Here is a 22,433-nt window from a genome sequence, read left to right as displayed (position 1 = left end):
CGCTAATTCCCCGGGCGCCCTCGGGCCCGTTATCCAGCTAGCGCGCCGGCAGAAAACCACCGAAACCGGCCTCGCGGCCCAATTCCGGTTGCAGCACTTCATCCCGCACGGCAATCCGGCCGTTGATCAGCACATGCTGGACGATGCCCGGGTTGCGATTCACCAACCGCTGCAGACCGAAATTTTCCATCTCCGCCCAGTGCACCTGCTCTAAATCCTGCTCCAGCCCTCTGGGATCCAACACCACCAGGTCCGCGCGGTCTCCCTCACGGATCTTGCCCGCGTCGATACCAAACCAGTCGGCCTGGTCGCCGGTGAGGCGCCAGACAGCCTGCTCCATCGACATGATCGGCCGCCCCTCGTCGACGGATTCCTGCACCAGCTTCAGCAGGCGCAAGGGCAGGTTATAGAACGCCATATTGCGAATATGGGCGCCGGCATCGCTGAAGGTGATCAGGGCGTGGCGGTCCCGCACCATTTTGCGCAGCACCGGTTTACGGTGGTTGGCAACAGTGGTGTACCAGCGCAGGCGGGTACCGTATTCCACCACCAGGTCGAGGAACAGATCCACCACGTGGATACCCCGCTCCGCAGCCACCTCTGCAAAGTTCCTGCCTACCAGCTTTTCGTCCGGACAACCGATAATCTGTGCGTCACCAAAGTCCCGCTGCCAGACGCGCGGACTGAGCTTTTCACCATAAAAGCGGCGGAATTCCCGCCGGTACTGCTCATCCTTTAGCAGCTTGTTGCGCTCTACCGCGTCTTTCAAATCCAGTGCCATTTCGCCGGCACCAAATTCCTCGAAGAACACCACATCGATGCCGTCGGCATAAACGGTAAACGGCGTGGGTAGCACCTGCCAGCGGAAACTGCCGCGCAGGGCATTGGTCACCCTGGAGGTCAAACGGGTAAGCAGGTTCAGGTAGGCACTGCCTTTCAGGTCCATCTGACTGATCAGGGTGGTTTTCAGTGGCCGTCGCAACCAGCCGATGCACTCGCGCATGTACTGGGTGATCTGCAGCGGACGGGCGGCGTCCGGCGCTCCCTGGTGTACACGGTTGTAGCGGCGCACGAGGCGGTTAAGGCGAGACACCTCGCGCCATTGGGCATAGGTACTGGGCAGGCTTTTGGACCACTCCCGCTCGCCATCCACCTTGTCCCATTTGAGGCACATGGTGGAAAGACCGAGAAAGCCGCACTCCAGTGCCTCGCCTAACTGTGCCTCCATGGCCTGTAATTCGGCCTCGGTGGGCCGCACACTACGATCCGTCGCACGGCTCAGCCCCATAGCACTGGCGCGCAGGTCGCTGTGACCCAGCAGGCTGATCACGTTGGGACCGAGTGGCAGGGTGCCGAGGTGATCCACCCACTCTCGGGGCGAACGCCAGGACTTTTTCTCGTGCAGGATCGGCAGCACCTTGTCTCGCGGCACCGTCTCCACCCGGGTGAAGATGTCCGAGGCATCTTCTGCCTCGCTGCACACCATGCTCAGAGAACAACTCCCCACCAGCACTGTGGTCACGCCGTGGCGAACGGACTCGGAAAGGCTGGGGCTGACCAGCAGTTCGGCATCGTAATGGGTATGGGTATCTAGGAATCCCGGGGTCACCCACTTGCCCCCGGCATCAATCACTACGTCGGCCTCGTCATGAGGTATTGGCTGGTCCGTCACCCGGGCGATTCTTCCCCCCTTCACCGCCACATTCTGAATCGAAGACGGCGCCCCAGTGCCATCAAAGTAACGACCGCCTTCGAGCAGGACATCGTACTGAGCCATGAGACTATTACCTTATTGTGTTTTTCTTTAGTCGGCTTTCGATACGCAAGATAGTGACATTTATTCTGTCGGGAAGAAACTGTGTTGTGCTTACTCGCACCTAGCACCTGATCCCCGTAGCTACTCACCAACTGACGATACGACTTGACCAGACCCTTGCCCTAAATTCAGCGCAGCCCTCTGCGCGCCAGCAAAATATTGGCAGCCATAAGCGAAGGGAACAGAAGGGAATATACGGAATGGTTGGTCACGCAAAATATGGCCGGACTGCACCAGCGCGGCGGCAGCCAGCATGTGCTCGACCTGCATGATCGCGCCGACGACCTACTCAACCTCAAACTCAGTGCGCGGATCGGCGAGACACTCGCCGCCGCGCTGGCACAGCTGTAGGCGAACGCCCCTCCGCCGGCCTACAGGCCCTCGTCCGCGTCGTCACCGATCTTGTCCTGGGTGCGCAGGTCAAAATCACTGGCATCGTGGCGCTCGTGCAACTGCTCACTGGGGTCGCCCCAGCGGCGGTTCACCATGCGTCCGCGTTTGACTGCCGGCCGCTCGGCAATTTCATCCACCCAGCGCACGACATTTTTGTAACTCTGCGTGTCGAGAAACTCCGCCGCATCATAGGCCTCGTTTCTGACCACCGCACCGTACCAGGGCCAGATCGCCATATCGGCGATGGTGTATTCATGACCCGCAATATACTGGTGCTCCGCCAGCTGGCGGTCGAGCACATCGAACTGGCGCTTCACTTCCATCGCATAGCGATTGATCGGGTATTCGTATTTCTCCGGGGCGTAGGCATAGAAGTGCCCGAAACCGCCGCCGAGAAACGGCGCGCTGCCCATCTGCCAGAACAGCCAGTTCAGGCACTCGGTGCGCTGCGCCGGCGTGTGCGGCAGGAATGCGCCGAATTTCTCCGCCAGGTACAACAGGATGGATCCGGATTCGAAGACGCGAATCGGCGGCGTTGTACTGTGATCAACCAGTGCCGGGATTTTTGAATTGGGATTGATATCCACAAAACCACTGCTGAACTGCTCACCCTCGGTAATCGCAATCAGGTAGGCATCGTACTCGGCACCGTCAAATCCGAGCGCCAGCAGCTCTTCAAGCATGATGGTCACCTTGACGCCATTGGGGGTTGCCAGCGAATACAGTTGCAGCGGGTGCTTGCCCACCGGCAGTGCCTTTTCATGGGTAGCGCCGGCTATTGGCCGGTTGATATTGGCAAACTGACCGCCGCTTTCGGCATCCCATATCCATACTTTGGGGGGGACATAACTACTTTCCGCCATCAACATCACTCCGAATGTAGAGTAAATTTATTTTAAATAAGAACTTCTACCAAACCTCTTCCTGACACCAAAAATTGAGCAGAAAGAACCGCATACCGCCTAAATATATCAGTGGTTAATTATCCAAACCCACACCAAAGCCTCAAAAGGAAATTTCCCTCAAGCGCATTAAACGTGAGGCAACCATCAAGAAAATAATTTACAACAATCTCACACACTACCACGTTTTTAAACTAGCCAATTTGATGTAATCGGTATTTGCAACCACAAGCGCCTCAACAGAACCATCTGCATATATTGCATTTCTATCAATACTCTTAGGTGCCACCGCAACACTGACGGATGACACATAGAGCTTCTCTCGAATAAAAGCCTTCCAACAATTTAACGCGCTGGACTCATCTTTACCAAAAAACACATGTGGCTCTTTATATTTCGAAGACTTATCTCCATCCATAACCAATTCTTTTCTTGGCATATCGTATTGGCTATGCGTCTTATCAACAATATAAAAAGACCCAGCACTATGCTTAATAATGCACGCCACATGCAATGCCCCTTCTCGCCCTGAATCACTGCGCACAACACTCATACAGGCCAACCCAGATTCACTCCCAGAATTATTGCGAATACTTCCCTGAACAAGCCCACTCTCCGAGAAGCAATCCAACTTACTCGAATCAGATTTAGCCATGTTAAACCTGAAGGATGGGGTAGTTTTAGTGCCAACCATATCGGCGTAGCCAAGCTTTGGCGTAAATATATCAACCGGAGCGAAGGGCGGCATTTTCGATATCGGCCAATGATAGCTATCATCAAACATTCTCATACTCCCTTAATTTTTATTAACGAATCATAACTCATAAAAACTATTTCGATGCCATCAGGCAACCCACTCAAAAGCGAGGACAATGATTTCAGGAGCGAAGATTGGCGTGACGTTTACAACATATAACATCTATTCATAGTCAATTCACCCCAGTTCAAACGTCGTAATGCCGTAAATTTTTTCGAGCGGCAGCGCCGGGACCTCACCGAGATACATGCGCGCGGTTTCAAACACCATTTCCATGTCGTGACGCCGCACTAGCGCGCGTGCCGCCGCGTTCGGCTCGGGAATATCCAGAAAGAGGTTATGGCCAGCCGGCACCGCCGCGCTGAGCGCACGGAACAGCAGCTTTCCATCGCGCTCGCTGTCGGCAAACAAAGGGCCAATTTTATATCCGTCGCGACAGGCGCGGATGACACCATATCCCTGCAGCACGCCGTCATGCAGAATGCCCAGCGCTTTGGCGTCAGGTTGCCCGATCCAGGCGCGCAGGAAGTCTTCGCGTTCCGCCGGAAAACACTGGCGGTCGTAGCCGGCAATCGCAGCAAAGGGCACCTGCGCCAGGGACACCACTGCATCGGACGCGGCCTCGCCAGCTGTCGTGCCGCGGTAACGGACATTGCGCCAGGCAATCTCAAAGCCAGATTTCCGGTAGTTGTGCTGCTGCTCGACGACACCGTCGAGACCGATAGTGCGGCCGGCCAGGTATGCGAGACCGGCCCTTGCCGTCTCCAGGCCGTAGCCCCGGTGGCGCAGCGCTGGATCGACAATATAGAAACCCATAAAACCGAAATCCCGGCCGTAGCGCACCGCCGATACGCAGGCAACCAGTTTCCCGTCGAGCAACCCGGCAAAAAAGCCACCGGGATCCGTCGCGTAAAAACAGGCCGCGTCGTGCAGGCCGGGATTCCAGCCTTCGCGAGCCGCCCAGTCCACCGCGAAATCCAGCTGGTCACGGGTCATCGTCTGCACCACAAACTGCTCGCTGGCCATGTCATCCACCCTGTTTCGGCAACTGCGCCGCTACTCTGGATTTATAGCGTATAAAAACTGCACGAAAGCTACGTGGAATACGGACAGGCGGCACTGGCGCGTGCCGTGCCCCGGATCGAATCTGTTCGCAGGCGCACGCTTCTTTCTTGGGGGCGAACTCTCGTGGCGCGCCCGGAGATCGCGACACCCACAGCGAACTTGCACATTTTTCATCCACTCAAGGCTGGAAGCCCATCCGCGCGCGCCGGCTCACCATGTACCGTCCCGTGTTGAACGCCCTGTGCGACTCACCCATAATACCGGCCCTGCGCGCCATACCACGATGCGACCGGGCGCGGTGCTAGGCTAATCAGGCACCGAAGGCCCAGATAACGCAGCGCGCGATGTCTTTGCCGCCAGGCTCAAACCGGACTTTCTATGACCGAATTTGCCGTCATCCTGCTCAGTACCATCCTGGTCAACAACTATGTGTTGGTGCAGTTTCTCGGCCTGTGTCCGTTTATGGGGGTCTCCAACAAGCTGGAGACCGCAGTGGGCATGGCCGGGGCTACCACTTTCGTACTGACGCTGGCGTCTATCTGCTCCTATCTGGTAAACACATACCTGCTCGAGCCCTTCGGCATCGAATACCTGCGCACTATCTCGTTTATCCTGGTGATCGCGGTCGTGGTGCAGTTCGCGCGCATGTTTATCGAAAAGACCAGCCCGCTGATGTACCGGGTGCTGGGCGTCTTCCTGCCACTGATTACCACCAACTGCGCCGTGCTGGGTGTGGCCCTGCAGAACACGATGAAGGCCCACACCTTTGTGCAGTCCACCCTCTACGGCTTCGGTGCCGCCGTGGGTTTCTCACTGGTCCTGATCCTGTTTTCTTCCATGCGTGAACGCCTGTTCGCCGCCGATGTACCCACACCGTTTCGCGGCGCCGCCATCGGCATGATTACCGCCGGCCTGATGTCGCTAGCGTTCATGGGCTTCAGCGGTCTGGTATAGGATTTCGCAATGCTGGACTGGATTTCTGCAATCTCCACACCCCTGCTGATTCTCGGCGGTATGTCGCTGGTGTTCGGCGCCCTGCTCGGCTTCGCCGCGGTGCGCTTTCACGTAGAAGGCGACCCGCTGGTGGAGCAGGTGGACGCCCTGCTACCACAGACCCAGTGCGGGCAGTGCGGCTATCCCGGTTGCCGCCCCTACGCCGAGGCGATCGTGCATGGCGACAAGATCAACAAGTGTCCCCCCGGCGGCCAGGGCACCATCAATGAACTGGCCAACCTGCTCGACATGGAACCCATGCCTTTGGATGAAGAGCACGGCACCGAGGACGTCAAAAAGGTGGCATTTATCCGCGAAGCGGAATGCATCGGCTGCACCAAGTGCATCCAGGCCTGCCCGGTGGACGCCATTGCCGGCGCCGCCAAGTACATGCACACGGTGATTGTGGACGAGTGCACCGGCTGTGACCTCTGTGTGGAACCCTGCCCGGTGGACTGTATCGATATGGTGCCGCTGGAAACCTCCCTGCAGGACTGGCACCCCCAAAAACCCGGCAACGGCGTGCAGCTGATCGCCAGCGACCGCCCGCAACATGGCACCCGCAGCAGCGATGGCGCCGGCGGCGATGACAACAAGAGGGACGCAGCTTGAGCCCCGACCAGGAAAAGGTAAGCCCCGAGCAAAGGGACCGGCGCAATCCCCGGTCTGCCCAGGAGCGCCGCGCCGCGCGCGAAGCCCAGCTGATTGCCAGCGAGAAGCAGCGGGCATTGCGCCCCAACGATTTCCCCGGCGGCGTGCACCCGCCGGAAAACAAACACCAATCCACCGGCGAGCCCATCGGCAACATCGCGCTGGCCGAGGAACTGGTGGTGCCGCTCAACCAGCACGTCGGCGCCACCGCCCTGCCGCTGGTCAGCCTCGGCGACACCGTTCTGAAGGGGCAGAAAATTGCCGAGGCCGACGGCCTGATCAGCGCCCCGGTGCACGCCCCCAGTTCCGGCAAGGTGATGGCGATAGAGCCCGCACCGGTGCCACATCCCTCCGGCATGCCGGCGGACAGCATCACCATCCGCACCGACGGCGAAGAGCGCTGGTGCGATCTGACGCCCTGCGAGGACTTCCGCTCCCTGGCACCGGTGGACCTGCTGGAAAAGATCCGCGACTGCGGTATCACCGGCATGGGCGGCGCCGGCTTTCCGACTGCGGTCAAACTCGATCCCCACGGCGGCGCCAAGATCGATACGCTGATAATCAACGGCACCGAGTGCGAACCCTATATCACCGCCGACGACATGCTGATGCGCGAGCACGCGGCGGAAATCGTCGCCGGCACGGAAATACTCGCCTATATCCTCGACGAGCCCGAGCGGGTACTGATTGGTATCGAGGACAACAAACCCGAGGCCATCGCCGCGATGCGCACCGCGGTCAAGGGCACCCGTTTCGATGTCGTGGTCTTTCCCACCAAGTATCCATCCGGCGGTGAAAAGCAGCTGATCCAGATTCTGACCGGCCGCGAAGTCCCCAACGAGGGCCTGCCGGCCAATGTCGGTATTGTCTGCCAGAATGTCGGCACCGCCCGCGCCGTGTACCGCGCCGTGCGTTTCGGCGAGCCGCTGATCAGCCGCGTGACCACGGTGGTGGGCGAAGCACTGGATCGCCAGCGCAATATCGAGGTCCCCATCGGTACGCCCATCGAGCATATCCTGAAGCAACACGGCGCCCACAAGGGCAAGATGCAGAAGGTGATTGTCGGCGGCCCCATGATGGGTTACACCATCGACGACCTGCGCTCGCCAGTCATCAAGACCACCAATTGCCTGCTGGTACCCACCAGGGAGGAACTGCCCCCGGCGCCTCCTGCGCAGGCGTGTATCCGTTGCGGCTTCTGTGCGGAGGTCTGCCCGGCGTCACTGCTGCCGCAACAGCTCTATTGGTATGCGCGCGCAGAGGATCGCGAAAAACTGCAGGCCTACAACCTGTTCGATTGCATCGAGTGCGGTGCCTGCTCCTATGTCTGCCCCAGCAGCATCCCACTGGTGCAGTACTACCGCGCCGCCAAGGGCGATATCCGTATCGCCGAGGCAGAGAAAGAGAAATCCGACCGCGCCCGCGAGCGCTTCGAATTCCGCAAGCTGCGCCTGGAAAAGGCCGAGCAGGAAAAGGAAGCCAAGCGCAAGGCGCGGCGCGAGGCCGCCGAGCTGGCCCGCAAACAGCGGGAGGAGAGCGCCGGCTCGCCCGAGTCCCAGGCGGCACAGAAAGAAGCCGATGTGGTCGCCGCGGCACTGGCGCGGGTCAAGGCCAAGCAGGCAACGCCGGAGCAGCAGCTCGCCCGTGCCCAGCGCACCCTGACCAGCGCGGAGCACCGCGTCGAGCGTATGCAGAAAAAACTCGCCGAGGCCGAAGACGGTCAGCGCGACCAGCTGGCGGCACAGCTGAAGGCCGCCGAACTGAAACTGCAGGAAGCGCAGCAGAAACTCGCCCAGGCCAAGGCCCAGGCGGAGCCTTCCGCGGCCGCGGATGCGGCGGCGACGCCGAGCGACGCTGCCGGCACGGCATCTTCCCGCGCCCAGAGCGCCATCGAAAAAGCCAAGGCGGCCGCGGCAGCCCGCGCCAGCCTCAGCGAGGCGGACAAACTGGCCGCCGATATCGCTGCGCTGAAAAACCGCGTGGCCAAGGCTGAGGCGCGCCTCGATAAGGCCCGCACGGATAACGACAGCAACGTGGATGCATTCGCCACCGCGCTGGAAAAACTACAACAAAAACTGGAAGACAAAGTGCGCGAACAGGACAAGCTCAGCGGTAGGGGCCAAGAACCATGACCTTGATACGAGCCTCCTCCCCCCACGCCCGCGCCGGCGACAATACCGCCAGGGTGATGCTGCAGGTCGCGGCAGCCACCATTCCCGGCGTGCTGGCGCTGGTGGTGTATTTCGGTATCGGTGTGCTGATCAATATCGCCCTGTGCACCGTCACCGCCCTCGCCTGCGAGGCGGCGGTGATGAAACTGCGCCAGCGCCCGGTGGCCTTTTACCTGAAGGACTACAGCGCCCTGGTAACCGCGCTGCTGCTGGGTATCGCGCTGCCCGCCTACTGCGTGTGGTGGATTCCGGTGGTGGGTACCTTCGTGGCCATTATGCTCGCCAAACACCTGTACGGCGGCATGGGTTACAACCCTTTCAATCCGGCAATGGTCGGCTATGTCGTGCTGCTGATCAGTTTCCCGGTGGACATGACCCGTTGGGTCGGCCCGGCGGAGCTGATCCACGGCGCCCCCGGTTTCGGTGAAGCCTTCTCCCTGGTGTTCGGCAATTACAATGTGGACGGTTTCACCCGCGCCACGCCACTGGAAATCGTGCGCCTGAACCATTCGATACTGCTGTCGCAGCTGTACCAGAGCGAACCGATCTTCAGCCAGGGCACTGTGGCAGGACTCGGCTGGGAAACCGCCAGCCTCGGCTTTCTCGTCGGCGGGCTTTTCCTGCTGTTACGTCGCGTGATTACCTGGCACGCGCCAGTGGCAATGCTCGCTGCCCTGACACTGATGTCACTGCTGTTCTACGACGCCGGTAGCTCCCTGAGTAAGGGCTCGCCCCTACTGCACCTGTTTTCCGGCGCCACCATGCTCGGGGCCTTCTTTATCATTACCGATCCGGTCAGCGGCGCCACCAGCAATAAAGGCCGGCTGATCTTCGGTGCCGGCGTGGGCCTGCTCACTTATGTCATCCGTGCCTGGGGCAACTATCCCGATGCCGTTGCCTTTGCGGTGCTGCTGATGAATTTCGCCGCCCCCACCATCGACAATTACACGCTGCCACGCACCTACGGTCACAAGGCGCCGCGCCGCGCCACCGATGTGGAGGAACAGTAGATGCTGAAGCGATCCATGGCTTCCAACGCGGTCATCCTGGCGCTGTTTGCACTGGTCACCGCCGGTACCCTGGCGGTGACGCAGATCACCACCCGTGAACCGATCGAGCGGGCAATCCGCAAGGCCTCGGCGCGCGCGCTGCTGGAAATCCTGCCGGTGGACAGCCACAGCAACGACCTGCTGGTAGACACCTACCCGATTCCAAAGGAGTACTGGGCGCTGCTGGGGCTCAGCCAGGGCGGCAACATCAATCTGGCCCGCGGCGATGACGGCAATATCTCCGCGGTCATCATCCCGGCGGTAGCGCCCGACGGCTATTCAGGCCCCATCGGCATGCTCGTGGGCGTCAACCGGGACGGGACCATCGCCGGTGTCCGCGTCACCAATCACAGCGAGACCCCCGGTCTCGGTGACAAGGTGGATATCAAGAAGAGCAACTGGGTCCTGCAGTTCAATGGCAAGTCCCTCGGCGACCCGCCCCGCGACCAGTGGAAAGTACAGAAAGATGGCGGCGCCTTCGACCAGTTCACCGGCGCCACCATCACGCCGCGCGCGGTGGTCAAGCAGGTGCGCGCAGTGCTGGACTTTGTCGCCGCCCACCACAAAGAAATTTTCAGCGCACCGGTGTCCAAGCGCGCCGTGGAAATCGAGCAGCCACACAAGACCGAGACGCGTCAGGAGGAGGACTGATGGCCACGCCCCCCTATGCCGATATCGCCCGCAACGGACTCTGGAGCAATAATCCGGCGCTGGTGCAGTTGCTGGGCCTGTGCCCGCTGCTGGCAGTCACCGGTTCCGTAGTCAACGCCATCGGCCTGGGGCTGGCCACCACGGCCGTACTGGCCTGTTCCAACCTGGCCGTGTCACTGGTGCGCCGGCAGATGCCGGAAACCGTGCGCCTGCCCGTCTCGGTGATGATCATTGCCACTTTTGTCACCTGTGCCGAACTGGTGATGAAAGCATTCACTTACGAGTTGTATTTGGTGCTCGGCATCTTCATTCCACTGATCGTTACCAACTGCGCGATCCTCGGGCGGGCCGATGCGTTTGCCAGCAAGAATCCGGTGCTGCCCTCCCTCGTCGACGGCCTGATGATGGGGCTCGGTTTTACCGCGGTTCTGATCGTTATCGGCGCCATCCGTGAGGTGCTCGGGCACGGCACCCTGTTTGCGGACATGGACCTGCTGCTGGGGCCGATGGCCGCGGATTGGACTGTCCACCTGCTGAGCGCAAGCTATCCCGGTTTCCTTGTCGCCGTGCTGCCGCCCGGTGCCTTCCTCGTCGCGGGGCTGCTGATTGCCGGCAAAAATGCCATCGACGCCCGCAACGAACGCCGGCGCAGCCAACAGGTGAAAATCGTGCCCGGTACCAAGCGCGTCAGGACCACCGGCAAAATTAGCTGACCAATCCTGAGAGGCGTCTGAATAGACATTTGCGCACCGGAGAAATGCAACGCGCCCCAATGCGGTGCGCCTGGAGTCTCTCCCATTTTTGTTGTGACGGATCTCAACTAATTTGGCGCCTAATTCATTCAAATTACGCTAGCCAATTCACACTTTTTAACTAAAATGGGACGCCCGATCAGGAGTTAGATCGGTAACTGATAAAAAAAATAGGGATTTTCACTATGACTATGGACAGTGGGAAGTCAGAGCTGGTTTATCACGGTCGCCGCGCCCAGCGCGCCGACAGCCGCCAACGTCGCAAGGCCATTCTCGAGGCCACGCTGCGCTTGATCGTGAAAGAAGGTATCCGGGGGATCCGCCACCGGGCTGTCGCTCGCGAGGCGGCGGTACCTTTGGCCGCAACGACTTACTATTTCAAAGACCTGAACGACCTGATCAGTGACGCCTTCACTTATTTTGTCGAACAGGGGCTCGAACACACGCGTCAATTGCAGGAAGACAGCTTCGCTGCCGCCCGCAACCTGTCGCCGGATGAACGCGCTTCTGGCGCCGGACGCAAACTGCTGATCCAGCAATTGACGCGCTTTATCCTCTCGCATGTACGCGCCCAGGCCAGCAATCGCGATTTCCGCCTGATCGAGCTCGCATTCCGCAACGAAGCCCTGCGCAACGAACAGCTGACACGCGCCATCCGCATGGCCAACCAGGCCACTGAAGCGCTGATCCAGGAGTTCTTTGACCTCCTGGGCCTGACGGATTCCGTCGCCGCGGCGCAGATTGTGCACGGCACCATCCTGAATCTGGAATACCAGATCCTCAGCGGTGCCATCGCGCTGGATTCACCACTGCTGGAACGCACAGTCACCATGATGGTCCGCGGCCTGATTCCCAGCGCCGCAACCACCAGCACACCGCAACCGGTGGCGCTCGACTAATCGCCCAGTGGCTCGGCGGCCCGCCGTTCCGGCGGGTCGCCGAGCGCACTGTCTGCCACAACGGCTAGGCTGAAGGGAACGCTGTCCGCGAAGCCTGTGTGCCGTGATTGAATCCCGCTTTCCTTCTTTGGCCGCTGCTGTCGTTGCCATCTTGATGTTGGTACTGCCCGCTTGCGATCGCTCGACAGAAGGTCCGGCAAGTCAGACCGCCCCAGGGAAAGCCGCCCCACCTCTCCCCACCACCGGCAACGCCAACGGTCGCCATGTCACTCCCCTGGCGCTTTTCGATAATTACCGTGAAACCGGTGACCTGCCAGCCATCAAGAAGCGCGGCAAATTACGCCTGCTGGTGGACCCCAGTCGCACCGCCGCGCTCCCCCGCGAAGCCACCCAGCAAGATATCGAGATTGAACAGGCCCGTCGTATGGCCCGGGAAATGGGTCTGGATCTGGTCGTTTTGCAGGTGGATAGTTTCGATGAACTGATCGAACGACTGAACACCGGCGAAGGCGACTTGATCGCCAATAACCTGCTGATTACGGACGAGCGGCGCGACCTGGTGGATTTTTCCAACCCCACGGCCGAAACCCGCATGGTACTCGTATCAGCGACCGGGACGCCGGATGTCGAAAACGGCGAAAAACTGCCGGGGAAAATACTGGTGGTTACCAGAGGCACCGCGTTCGAAGCTGCGGCTGCGGAATTTGCCGCCCAACACGCCGGACTGATGGTGAAAGTGCGGGATACCAATTACATCGACCTGCTGATCGAGGTGGCGCTCGGCAAAGCGGATTTCACCATCGTCAACCAACTGGCTCTGGATCTGGTATTGCAGTTTCGCGACGACCTGAAAGCCAACCATATCTTCGCGGACCAACAGCAGTTGGCTTGGGCCATTCGCAAGGGGTCCCCGCAACTGCTGCAGACCATCAATGAGCAGGTGCGGCTGATACGGCTCAGCCAGCCGGGCCGACGTTCGATCGGCGACTTGGATGCCATTCGCAAGCGGGGCGTGTTGCGCGCAGTTACCCGCAACCATCCGGGCACCTACTTTATGTGGCGCGGCCAGATCCTCGGCTTTGAATTCAATTTACTGGAAAACTATGCCGACACGCTGGGCGTACGCCTGGATATAGTCGTCGCCGAAGAGCATGAGGATTTCGTGCGCCTGCTGCGCAATGGCGATGCGGACGTCTGCGCCAGCCTGCTGGCAGTCACCGACCGCAGTCGCGCGGAAGGTATGGCATTCTCGGAGCCCTACCTGCAAAGCGCCACAGGCATAGTGGCCCGCGCCGGCGACAAACTCTCGGGCATTCAGGATCTCGCCGGTCGCACTCTCTGTGTCCGCCCTGCCAGCAGCCAGCTCGAAACTGCCAAGGCGCTGCAGGAAAAGGTCGACGGCATCGAGCTGGAACTGGTTCCCGACGAGCTGGATATTCAACAGGTGATTGACCGGGTAGCCAACGAGGAATGCGATCTCGCTATTGCCGATGAGATCTCGGTTCGCCTGGAACAGGCCTGGCGCGACGACATTATTTTCGCGCAGGCACTTCCCGATCAGGAAAACCACTATGCGTGGATGGTGCGGAAATCCAATCCCGCACTGCTGCAGGATATCAACCGGTTTTTCGCCAAGCCCACTACCGACGACAAACTGCCGCAGCTGTACGAACGCTATTTCAACTCACCCAAACGGACTCGCGAGTAAATTGAAGAGCTCAACCGCAAGGGCGAGATATCCCCCTTTGACACTATCGTGCGCCGCTACGCAAAAAAGTTCGATTTCAAATGGCGGACTCGGCCACCTATACGATACTCAGGACCTCGCTGAGGAGAAGGGCCGAAATCGAGGGCAGCCCCCTGCACCAGCCGGTTCGGGATAGGGAGCGACTAGACTTTTAGTGTTTGCATACGCTGTGCCCCTGGAGCCCCCATGCAGTCGAGCCTCCGAGCCATCGCTTACCTGATATTACTTAGCGTGCTTTTTTATGTTGCAGGATGTGATCGTAAAAAGAATGATGCGACGGAACCCGACCAGTCGGTAGCGCAGTCCACGACAGATAAGCCGTCCGGAAAACCTGAAAAAGAACTCAAGAAAGAGAAAAACGCTGCCAACCAAGGTGAAGATAGCGCGCAAGACCAGAAGTCTGGAGAGCCCGCAGATAAGTACGCAGGCCATGCCGCAACCAGGAATGACCTGCGCCCCGAAGCCGCCTGGGCACCGGACACCACCGATGAATATCCAATCGGCGCCTTTAATAACTATATTGAAAAGGGTGATCTGGACGCCATCAAGAAACGCGGCAAGTTGCGTATCCTTGTCGATATCGCCAATACCGACTCCCTGCATCGCGCCGCCACCCAGCAGGACGTTGAAATTGAACTGTTAAAACATAAGGCGGAGCTTATTGGACTGAAGCCTGTCGTGCTCTATGCGGACAGTTTCGACCAATTGATCCCACTCCTAATGGAGGGCAAGGGAGACCTTATCGCCAACAATCTGGTGCCCACACCGGAACGCCAGAAACTCATTGACTTCTCCATCCCCGTTGGCAAAACCCACAATACGCTGATTTCTCTCAAAAAGGCCGCAGATGTAAAAGACGGCGATAAATTAAACGGAAAGACGCTGGCGGTGACCAAGGGCACCGTGTTTGCGGATCAAGCCAAAGAGTTTGCCCGGCAACACCCGGGATTGAAACTCCAGGTTGTCGAGAAAAATTATGTCGAACTCGCAATCGATGTATCCCTCGGCCATATCGACTACACCATTATCGACGAGCAAATTTTCGACCTAATTTCCCAGTTTCGCGACAACCTGAAAAAAAATATCGTCTTTCCACAGGAGGACAACCTGACAATAGGGTTTCGAAAGAACTCACCACAGCTGGAGAAAGCCCTCAACGGTGCGATTCGGAAAGTAAAGCTCATACAGCCATATTCACGTTCGGTTGGCGACCTGGACAAAATAAAAGAGCGCGGCGTGTTGCGCGCGGCCACACGGAACCACCCCGGCACCTACTTTATGTGGAAGGGCCGGGTGATGGGCTACGAATACGAACTGCTAACAAAATTCGCCAAACGACTGGATGTCCGGCTGGAGATCCTTGTCGCGCCCACTCACGCCGACCTGTTCAGAATGGTACGCGATGGCAAGGCCGACGTGGCCGCCAGCCTGCTATCCGCGACAGAGTTTCGGGATGAACACGGTATGGATTTTGGCCCCACCTACATGGAGGAAAAGGTTGAGATCGTTGGCGATAAAGATGATCACATCGACTCGCTCAATGATCTGGAAGGTCGCACTATTCATGTCCTGCGTTCCAGCAGCCAGTATGAAGTGCTGATGGAAATCCTTGAGGACAACCCCGATCTTAAGGTCAAGGTAGAACTGGTTCCCGAGGAACTGACCATTCCGCAGATTCTCGACCGTATTGCCGACGGGAAATATGATCTGACCATTGCCGACGACGTCACCGTACGCATGGAACACCATTGGCGTGACGAAATCGTCGCCCTATACGACCTACGGGTGATGGAGAACCCCTACGGCTGGATGGTACGGGAATCCAACCCAAATCTCTTGCAGGCGGTGACTAATTTCTTTAACGGAAAAAAGATCGTAAAACTGCGTAAGCTGCTATTCCATAAGTACTTCGAGGAACCGAAGCGCAAGAGAAATGAAATCAAGAAACTGAGCAAGAAAGGCGAAATATCCCCCTTCGACAAGCTCGTCAAGAAATACGCGGATCAATACGATTTCGACTGGCGTCTCGTGGTCGCGCAGATGTTCCAGGAGAGTACTTTCAACCCCAAGGCCAAATCCTGGGTTGGCGCCCGCGGCCTTATGCAGGTAATGCCGGATACCGGCAAGCAGGTAGGCGAATCGAACCTGTTCGACCCTGAGACCAGCGTGCGCGCCGGCATGAAATACCTGGAATGGCTGCACCGCAAGTTTGAAGACAAGGGCATCAGTCCGGAAAACATGATGTGGTTCACCCTGGCTTCCTACAACGCAGGCCTGGGACACGTCTACGACGCCAAAGACCTGGCGGAGGAAATGGGCTGGGATCGCAAGGTCTGGTTTGGCAACGTGGAAAAGGCCATGCTATTACTGGCCGAGGAAAGGTATTACGAGAAAGCCCGCTATGGCTATGCCCGCGGACGGGAGCCCTACGACTACGTGCGCAAGATCGCAGCGCGTTATCGCACCTATGTAGCCCTACTGAAAGCGTACAAACGCCAGCATGAAGTCGGGGCGCTGACCTGCGGGTTCACTGCGCCCTGGCTTGCCCGGCAATGGCCCGACTGCACAGTAGAAAGCCCCGGCACGCTAGCGGGATCCTACGCGGACTAGCAAAGAAATGGCGGGCCTGAGGCCCGCCATTTCGTCAGAGCACTACTCAGGAACAACTGCCCGGCATGGAGGCGATCCATTCGCGCAGTAGAGCCAACCCTTTTTCGTGAACCAGGCCGCGGCCCAGTTCCGGCATCATCGCGCCGGGGTTCGTCGAACCCACGCGGAACGGGAGAATCGACTGCTCGGGGTGACCGGGCACAATGGCAAACAGTCGGTCGCCGCTGCCAGTTCCCGCAGCCACCGGCGGCTTGCACACACCCAGGCGGCGCGGTTCCTCTTCGCTGTGATACAGCATCAGCCCGGACGTATCCGCGGCGCCGGCCGGATTGTGGCAGTGGCCGCAGTTGATATCCAGATAGGAACGCGCACGATCCTCGAGCGACACGCTGGCATCGGCGTAATCCACATCCTGCGGGACTTCAGCGAAGTCCGGCAAGCCAGTCAGGTAACCGATTTGCTGCCAGTGCAGTAGCTGGTTTTCGGTTCCAGTACCGTAGGCGTAGTCCTTGTTCAGGTGACGCGCACGCGGCCCAAGCGGATGCAGGGCTTTCTTGGTGTGGTTGTCCGCGTGACAGCCTGCGCACTGGTTCCGGTCCGGAACCACGTAAGTGAATTCCGCACTCTCGCCGTCCTCGCTCACCATTTTCATGGGGCTGGCATCGCCGGCGATCTCCAGGGTGGCTTCGGTCTGCTCCTTATTCCAGACATAGGGCAACGCCTGCCAACCGTCAGCGCGCTTGACCAGGATGCGCGTTTCCACCAGACGAACCTTGTCCAGGTCCAACCGCTCACCGGCAGCGCCAGTCACATAGTCGTTGCTGTAATCGTCGGTGCGCAGAATGGTGCCGTTTTCGCCTTTCGGGTAGTAAAAGGTCTTGGTCAGGACCGTGCCCACCGGGTAATCGAAGTCCTCGTTACCATACTGGGCGGATTTCCCCTGCGGCATCCAGACAGTGCGCAGCTTGTGTGCGTAGTCGGAAAACAGGGCCGTATTCAGATCGTAGGGCGTCACGCCGGCGTTCGGGGACAGCGCGCCGTCAACGACATCTACCAGGTGCCAAGCACTGAGATTCTCCGGCACGGTATCGCGCTCGAAGAAGGTAACCTGCTCGCGGGGCGCCTCGCACCCCTGCAGGGACAGTGCCAGAATTGGGGCCAGCACCGCGCCCCAAATCAATTTACGCATCACTCGCCTCGACTTTTGCTACTTCGTTATCACCGCCTTCTTTCTGATCGAAATCCAGCACAATCTGCGGCAGCTTTTTCAGGCTGCAGCGGTGCGGGGCGATATCGGTGGAAACGTTCTTGAAGTCGTGGGGGAAATCCACGTTGAGAATGCCCGCATCGCCATTGTCGATACACAACTTGAGCTCATCGGGCACCTTGCCGTCGACCATTTTCTTCTCATCCACGACACCGTCCCAGAGAACGTCGGGAATGCTGCCGCTGAGACCGAACTTGGCCAGCTTGAGCGCTTTCAGTTCCATCTGATCGGGGGAGGTGCCGCCACCGGTAAAGTGGTTGCCGTAGATGTAGATACCTTCCGGATAGGGGTCAAAATCCTTTTGCGTGGACTTGTCGGAATAGTAACCGGCCATGAAGTAACTGCTCACAATGACGTTGGCCGTGTCGTTATCCGCGATGTCGTTATTGAAGATCTCCACATTGTCATTGGAGTTGATCACGACACCGGATCCCGCAGGCACTGCCGCAACAGGGGTGCCCTTGTGACCGAAGTTCTCGGTGTTGTTCTTGAATACCTTGTTGTCGTACACGCGGGTGCTGTGGCCCGGCTGCGGCAGGTTGGGCATATTGAATACGAGAATGCCGCCGGTGTTATTGGTGGCCACGTTGTCGTAGACATCGGCACCGATGGTGTTCTCGATCTCGATACCGGCCACGTTGTACTCGGCGCGGTTGTTGCGCACGATCACATTGCGGGACTGACCGACATAGATACCGGCATCAGAAGCGCCGATGGCCACATTGCCTTCGAGCAGGGTATTGGTGGTCTGTACCGGATAGATGCCGTAGGCACCGTTTTCCGTGGCCGGGCCGTTGGTCCACTCGACACGCACATTGCGGATGATGATGTTCTCACCTTCATTCACCTTCAGTGCATCGCCAATGGTGTCCTCGATGGCGAGGTTTTCGAGGGTGAAATCGCTGGCGTTGACCAGCAGTCCTTCCGCACCTTGAATCTGGTTCTTGAAAGAGAGCACGGTTTTGTCCATGCCGGCGCCGCGAATGGTCACGCCGTCTACATCCAGGGAAAGACTGCGGTTGAGCTGGTAGGTGCCGGCGGGCAGTTCGATCACATCGCCGGGCTTGGCGGAGATCAGCTGCTTGAGTAACTGCTTCTGAAAATCGGCAGAGGCAGAGGCCTGCGCTACGTCGGCTTCCGGTCGAGCGCTTCCCGAGTCTTTGGAGCAGGCTGTCGCCAGCACAGTGGCTAGGGCCACGCCAATATACGCTGCGGTCTTCATGATGTTTTCCTTTTATTCGAGTTATTCGACGTGACAGCGCATCGGATTACTGCTTCCCCATTTCGCAATGTGTACGAGTGTACCAACTAAGGAGCGAAAAAAATGGTTGCCTGTCAGCAGCACCGATACTAGCCAATTGGTCATAGGCCAGCAAGGCACATTTAGGACATTATTTCACCGCATCTTGCTGGATTCGCCGGCGCCCTGTAGTGTCTCGAGACAAAGAGCCGAACGAACCCAGACAATGAAAGTTCGCCACCTGCTTCCGCTTCTCATTGCCCCAATGAGCGCCGCCCCGTCGGCGACCGAGACCCTGCAGCTAGAAATAGTCACACCCACCGGCCACAGTTACCGTGCGGAGCAGGAACTCGGAGAGGCCTTTCAGTCCTATGATTCCGGAGCCATTCCCGGCGATGAACCGCCGCGGGAATATCAGGCCATCCGTTGCAACGGCCCCTGGGGCCGGATGAAATATCACCTGACACTCGCCAGCGGTCCGGGCTACCAGCTCCGGGCCGACGCCGAGCATATTCTGCTGGAGATTCAGGAACACGCCGTCATCAGCGAAGACAGGAACATCGCCGCGATGACCATGCACTGTATCGATACCGAACCGCGCCAGGTGGTCAGGGCACTGTCGGAAATTGAATTGGAACGGGGCCAGGCCGCGAGCAAGGAGCTTCAACTACCCAACGGTTACGTGCTCGTATACCGGTACACGCCCTAGCCGGGGCTGCGGAAGGACCGGTCGCGCGGGTATCGGCCCGCGCGGCGGCGTCGAATCGAATCGAATCGAATCGAATCGAATCGAGGATCAGTGGAAGACCGGTGCCGACACAAAGCTCCAGAAGAGCACAGTGCCGACCATCACCACGACCGCCATCACCAGGGAGACGGTGACAATGGCGCTGGCAAACAGGAACCCGCGCTCTTCGGACACCCCCATCACGATCGGGATACCGATGTACAGCAGGTAAACCGCGTAGGCGACGGCGAGCGTGGCCAGCAGGATATCCAGCCACAGCATCGGGTAGAAACCGGCTACCCCGGCCAGAAAGATCGGTGTGGCGGTAAACCCGGCAATCACCATGCCCTTCATCGGATAGGTCGTGGCCCCGTAGGTCTTCCCCATCCAGTGAATGAAATAGCCGATGGCAATCACCGCGAACACCATGGTGCAGTAGAACACCGCAACCAGCGACAGGGCGCTCTCCCGGGTAATGCGCACCGGGTCGCCGCTGCCGATACTCCAGCCCACCTGGGTGGTGCCGAAGAACCAGGACAACGCCGGCAGCAGCGCCAGCACGATGACATAGGGGATTTGTCGGCGAAGATTCTTTTCCGACAGATTTCCGATTTGCTGCCACTGCCTGCGCGGCTGGACCAGCAGTCCGAACATATGGCTCAACATCCCGATTTCCTCACTCTCTTGCGAGGAGCCCCGGGCGAGACCTTGGAAGACTCTGCCGCCGGCGACCGGCTCAGAGCTCCCCTCTCAAATTGATCTGGATACTGCTTGTCAAAGTGAGGAATTCCACAACGAGGTCATTCCCAGAGTTCCAGTTTTCTTATTTTGCCCCTCCAGTTGTAGCACTACAGTCGTGCAAGTCAACGCCTGCAGCCTGGTTGGCGGCAAAGTTATCCGGGACGTTTCGGGGGGAAACAGTTGCAGGCGGGCAAGTGATACCTAACCACTCGAAAGAAAAGCGGACTGCCGGCCGCCTGGAGAACATCGACCGCGCCGCGGACGTCCACGGCGCGATCGAAACCGGGCGCGCTGCCCTCAGTCTTTCAAAGATACCGGTTCGACAGACTGCATCCAGCCGAAGCGGTCGTCGACACGCCCTTCCTGTATATCCAGCAACGCCGCGCGCAGCCGCTCCGCCACCGGGCCCGGGGCCTGGGCGAGTTCGTACTGGCCGTCACCGTCGCCAAATACGCTGATCGGGCTGATGATCGCGGCGGTACCACAGGCAAATGCCTCGTTGCAGGTGCCGGAGCGCACCAGTTCCAGCAGGTCGTCGATATCGATGGCGCGCTCGTGCACCGCGTAGCCCAGGTCTCGCGCCAGGTCGATCAGCGTATCCCGGGTAACGCCCTCCAGAATCGAGCCGTTCAGCGCCGGAGTGTGCAACTCGCCATCCATCACGGCGAAGAAATTCATGCCAGAGAGTTCATCCACCGTTTTGCGGTTGCCCGGATTGAGCCACAGGGACTGGTCGTAACCGCGCTTCTTCAGGCGGGCGATACTGAGCAGGGACGCCGCATAATTCCCGCCGACCTTGGCATCGCCGGTGCCGCCCACCGCCGCGCGGGCATCCTCGCGCTCGACCCACAGGCGCATATTGCCCGCATGGTAAGCCTCCGAAGGACTGGCAATGACAATGTATTCATAAGAGGTGCTGGCCGAGACGGACAGGTCCGCCTGGGTACCAATCAGGAACGGACGCAGGTACAGGGATTCACCACTGGCGGCCGGCACCAGGTTGGCGCAGTAAGCGGTCACTGTGCGCACGCCGTCCATAAACAGGGACTCCGGCACCGGCGGCATGCACAGCCGCTCGGCGGAGTGCGCCATGCGCACGGCATTGCGCTCCGGCCGGAACAGGGCAATACCACCACCCTCGGTGCGATAGGCCTTCATACCCTCGAAACAGGATTGCGCGTAATGCAGTACCTTGGCCGCGGGATCCAGCGCCAGCGGTGCGTAGGGAACAAGTTCCCCGCGGCTCCAGCAGCCGTCCTGGTAGACGGCACGAAACATCACGGGTGCCATCACAGTGCCGAAGCCCAGTTTCTCGGGCACTTCGAATCCGCGCAGACTGGCGCCCACCGCAGGGTCTATATAGATGCTCACCGGCATTCTCCTGTCATTACCTATGCGCAGATTATGGCGCTTGCGGGCCAGCAATCCAAACCCCTCGCCCACCCGAAATGTTTTTTACGCATTAACCACACACAATATATGCACACTAATAGGACAAACCTTTCGCCCTTGGCACCCCGCGCTCCTTCGTGAATATTTCCGGCACGCGAACCCCCTCCCTGGTCACCGATTCTGCAACATCCGCACAAGCGACCGCTTCGCCATCCGGACACACAATTAATGGCACATAAATCATCGCAGTTTTGTACAGCACACCTGATTTGCCCGCGAGACTGCTAAACCGAATTAGTGATACTGTTTATGTTCACGACTGGGGAAATCCTCGGCGCCAAAGCCGTCAATCTTGGCAGGTTGGAAACGCCGCTTGGCTATACTCAGAGTTACGCACCCACAGAAGCCCCCTCGAGGACTCGGGCGCGTATTTCACAGGTGGCGGCGTAAAAAGCTTCCGCCTGACACCGGAAAAAATCACTCCGGGCACCGTCAGGGACTGTGAGAGAACCACACTTCAGGGAGAGAAAATCCGCGCGGCATTCGTGCCCGAGCGGAGTTCGTGCCCGTATATTTTGCGCAGCCGCGTGAAAACGGGTGAAGCACAACA

19 protein-coding genes are annotated in these 22,433 nt (G+C 59.0%); 11 read left to right on the top strand and 8 right to left on the bottom strand.

Going from position 1 to position 22,433, the window contains the following annotated elements; genetic code table 11:
- Positions 1-37: 37 nt before the first annotated feature.
- Positions 38-1,777: an N-acyl-D-amino-acid deacylase family protein gene (locus IG168_RS13755; protein WP_193164982.1), complete on the bottom strand. Its 1,740-nt coding sequence runs from the start codon at positions 1,775-1,777 to the stop codon at positions 38-40.
- 243 nt (positions 1,778-2,020) lie between these two features.
- On the opposite strand from IG168_RS13755, the gene IG168_RS13750 reads away from it, so the two are divergent.
- Positions 2,021-2,167, top strand: coding sequence for a hypothetical protein (locus IG168_RS13750; RefSeq protein WP_404932002.1), 147 nt, complete (start codon positions 2,021-2,023; stop codon positions 2,165-2,167).
- A gap of 20 nt (positions 2,168-2,187) precedes the next feature.
- On the opposite strand, the gene yghU is transcribed toward IG168_RS13750, so the two are convergent.
- The 3 genes from yghU to IG168_RS13735 all read right to left on the bottom strand — a co-directional run bounded on the left by yghU (position 2,188) and on the right by IG168_RS13735 (position 4,894).
- Positions 2,188-3,072 (bottom strand): glutathione-dependent disulfide-bond oxidoreductase, encoded by an 885-nt coding sequence (gene yghU, locus IG168_RS13745; RefSeq protein ID WP_193164981.1) that lies wholly within the window; start codon positions 3,070-3,072, stop codon positions 2,188-2,190.
- A gap of 217 nt (positions 3,073-3,289) precedes the next feature.
- A complete protein-coding gene (locus IG168_RS13740; protein ID WP_193164980.1) occupies positions 3,290-3,895 on the bottom strand; it encodes a hypothetical protein in 606 nt (201 codons plus the stop codon).
- Positions 3,896-4,045: 150 nt separating this feature from the next.
- Positions 4,046-4,894: a GNAT family N-acetyltransferase gene (locus IG168_RS13735; protein ID WP_193164979.1), complete on the bottom strand. Its 849-nt coding sequence runs from the start codon at positions 4,892-4,894 to the stop codon at positions 4,046-4,048.
- 417 nt (positions 4,895-5,311) lie between these two features.
- Here IG168_RS13735 and rsxA point away from each other — a divergent pair, with 417 nt between their 5' ends.
- The 9 genes from rsxA (at position 5,312) to IG168_RS13690 (ending at position 16,456) form a co-directional block, all read left to right on the top strand.
- Complete coding sequence (rsxA, locus tag IG168_RS13730; protein ID WP_193164978.1) at positions 5,312-5,887, top strand: electron transport complex subunit RsxA; 576 nt, start codon at positions 5,312-5,314, stop codon at positions 5,885-5,887.
- Positions 5,888-5,896: 9 nt separating this feature from the next.
- The gene (gene rsxB, locus IG168_RS13725) at positions 5,897-6,538 is read left to right on the top strand and encodes an electron transport complex subunit RsxB (RefSeq protein WP_193164977.1); all 642 of its coding nucleotides are present in this window, start codon (positions 5,897-5,899) and stop codon (positions 6,536-6,538) included.
- 92 nt (positions 6,539-6,630) lie between these two features.
- Positions 6,631-8,709: an electron transport complex subunit RsxC gene (gene rsxC / locus IG168_RS13720; protein ID WP_319024718.1), complete on the top strand. Its 2,079-nt coding sequence runs from the start codon at positions 6,631-6,633 to the stop codon at positions 8,707-8,709.
- Positions 8,706-9,758: an electron transport complex subunit RsxD gene (gene rsxD, locus IG168_RS13715; protein WP_193164975.1), complete on the top strand. Its 1,053-nt coding sequence runs from the start codon at positions 8,706-8,708 to the stop codon at positions 9,756-9,758. Before rsxC ends, rsxD begins: the two co-directional genes overlap by 4 nt.
- Positions 9,759-10,448 carry an electron transport complex subunit RsxG gene (rsxG, locus tag IG168_RS13710; protein ID WP_193164974.1) on the top strand — a complete coding sequence of 230 codons (690 nt, stop codon included), beginning with the start codon at positions 9,759-9,761 and terminating at the stop codon, positions 10,446-10,448.
- Positions 10,448-11,161, top strand: a complete 714-nt coding sequence (locus tag IG168_RS13705) for an electron transport complex subunit E (protein ID WP_193164973.1) — start codon at positions 10,448-10,450, stop codon at positions 11,159-11,161. Before rsxG ends, IG168_RS13705 begins: the two co-directional genes overlap by 1 nt.
- A 224-nt stretch (positions 11,162-11,385) precedes the next feature.
- Positions 11,386-12,099, top strand: coding sequence for a TetR/AcrR family transcriptional regulator (locus IG168_RS13700; RefSeq protein ID WP_193164972.1), 714 nt, complete (start codon positions 11,386-11,388; stop codon positions 12,097-12,099).
- A gap of 154 nt (positions 12,100-12,253) precedes the next feature.
- Entirely contained in the window at positions 12,254-13,807 is a 1,554-nt protein-coding gene (locus tag IG168_RS13695) for a transporter substrate-binding domain-containing protein (protein WP_193164971.1), read from the top strand.
- 225 nt (positions 13,808-14,032) lie between these two features.
- Complete coding sequence (locus tag IG168_RS13690) at positions 14,033-16,456, top strand: transporter substrate-binding domain-containing protein (protein ID WP_193164970.1); 2,424 nt, start codon at positions 14,033-14,035, stop codon at positions 16,454-16,456.
- A gap of 46 nt (positions 16,457-16,502) precedes the next feature.
- Here IG168_RS13690 and IG168_RS13685 read toward each other — a convergent pair whose 3' ends face one another.
- Together IG168_RS13685 and IG168_RS13680 are read right to left on the bottom strand one after the other, a co-directional pair.
- Complete coding sequence (locus IG168_RS13685) at positions 16,503-17,645, bottom strand: SO2930 family diheme c-type cytochrome (protein ID WP_193164969.1); 1,143 nt, start codon at positions 17,643-17,645, stop codon at positions 16,503-16,505.
- The gene (locus IG168_RS13680; RefSeq protein WP_193164968.1) at positions 17,638-18,945 is read right to left on the bottom strand and encodes a parallel beta-helix domain-containing protein; all 1,308 of its coding nucleotides are present in this window, start codon (positions 18,943-18,945) and stop codon (positions 17,638-17,640) included. The genes IG168_RS13685 and IG168_RS13680 overlap by 8 nt, the downstream gene beginning before the upstream one ends.
- Positions 18,946-19,189: 244 nt before the next feature.
- Between IG168_RS13680 and IG168_RS13675 the strand changes: the two genes are divergently transcribed.
- Complete coding sequence (locus IG168_RS13675) at positions 19,190-19,672, top strand: hypothetical protein (RefSeq protein ID WP_193164967.1); 483 nt, start codon at positions 19,190-19,192, stop codon at positions 19,670-19,672.
- A gap of 87 nt (positions 19,673-19,759) precedes the next feature.
- Here IG168_RS13675 and IG168_RS13670 read toward each other — a convergent pair whose 3' ends face one another.
- Positions 19,760-20,356, bottom strand: coding sequence for a Yip1 family protein (locus IG168_RS13670; protein ID WP_193164966.1), 597 nt, complete (start codon positions 20,354-20,356; stop codon positions 19,760-19,762).
- A gap of 372 nt (positions 20,357-20,728) precedes the next feature.
- Positions 20,729-21,802 (bottom strand): branched-chain amino acid aminotransferase, encoded by a 1,074-nt coding sequence (locus IG168_RS13665; protein WP_193164965.1) that lies wholly within the window; start codon positions 21,800-21,802, stop codon positions 20,729-20,731.
- Positions 21,803-22,433: the final 631 nt, after the last annotated feature.

This window comes from Microbulbifer hainanensis (assembly GCF_014904735.1).
Classification (GTDB): domain Bacteria; phylum Pseudomonadota; class Gammaproteobacteria; order Pseudomonadales; family Cellvibrionaceae; genus Microbulbifer; species Microbulbifer hainanensis.
Note: the sequence above shows the minus strand (reverse complement) of the source record. Positions and strands in the feature narration are given on the sequence as shown.

Excerpts from the sequence above, each read along its gene's own strand:
- IG168_RS13755 (WP_193164982.1), bottom strand. The coding sequence starts at position 1,777 with ATGGCTCAGTACGATGTCCTGCTCGAAGGCGGTCGTTACTTTGATGGC.
- yghU (WP_193164981.1), bottom strand. The coding sequence starts at position 3,072 with ATGGCGGAAAGTAGTTATGTCCCCCCCAAAGTATGGATATGGGATGCC.
- IG168_RS13740 (WP_193164980.1), bottom strand. The coding sequence starts at position 3,895 with ATGTTTGATGATAGCTATCATTGGCCGATATCGAAAATGCCGCCCTTC.
- IG168_RS13735 (WP_193164979.1), bottom strand. The coding sequence starts at position 4,894 with ATGGCCAGCGAGCAGTTTGTGGTGCAGACGATGACCCGTGACCAGCTG.
- rsxA (WP_193164978.1), top strand. The coding sequence starts at position 5,312 with ATGACCGAATTTGCCGTCATCCTGCTCAGTACCATCCTGGTCAACAAC.
- rsxB (WP_193164977.1), top strand. The coding sequence starts at position 5,897 with ATGCTGGACTGGATTTCTGCAATCTCCACACCCCTGCTGATTCTCGGC.
- rsxD (WP_193164975.1), top strand. The coding sequence starts at position 8,706 with ATGACCTTGATACGAGCCTCCTCCCCCCACGCCCGCGCCGGCGACAAT.
- rsxG (WP_193164974.1), top strand. The coding sequence starts at position 9,759 with ATGCTGAAGCGATCCATGGCTTCCAACGCGGTCATCCTGGCGCTGTTT.
- IG168_RS13705 (WP_193164973.1), top strand. The coding sequence starts at position 10,448 with ATGGCCACGCCCCCCTATGCCGATATCGCCCGCAACGGACTCTGGAGC.
- IG168_RS13700 (WP_193164972.1), top strand. The coding sequence starts at position 11,386 with ATGACTATGGACAGTGGGAAGTCAGAGCTGGTTTATCACGGTCGCCGC.
- IG168_RS13695 (WP_193164971.1), top strand. The coding sequence starts at position 12,254 with ATGTTGGTACTGCCCGCTTGCGATCGCTCGACAGAAGGTCCGGCAAGT.
- IG168_RS13690 (WP_193164970.1), top strand. The coding sequence starts at position 14,033 with ATGCAGTCGAGCCTCCGAGCCATCGCTTACCTGATATTACTTAGCGTG.
- IG168_RS13685 (WP_193164969.1), bottom strand. The coding sequence starts at position 17,645 with ATGCGTAAATTGATTTGGGGCGCGGTGCTGGCCCCAATTCTGGCACTG.
- IG168_RS13680 (WP_193164968.1), bottom strand. The coding sequence starts at position 18,945 with ATGAAGACCGCAGCGTATATTGGCGTGGCCCTAGCCACTGTGCTGGCG.
- IG168_RS13675 (WP_193164967.1), top strand. The coding sequence starts at position 19,190 with ATGAAAGTTCGCCACCTGCTTCCGCTTCTCATTGCCCCAATGAGCGCC.
- IG168_RS13670 (WP_193164966.1), bottom strand. The coding sequence starts at position 20,356 with ATGTTGAGCCATATGTTCGGACTGCTGGTCCAGCCGCGCAGGCAGTGG.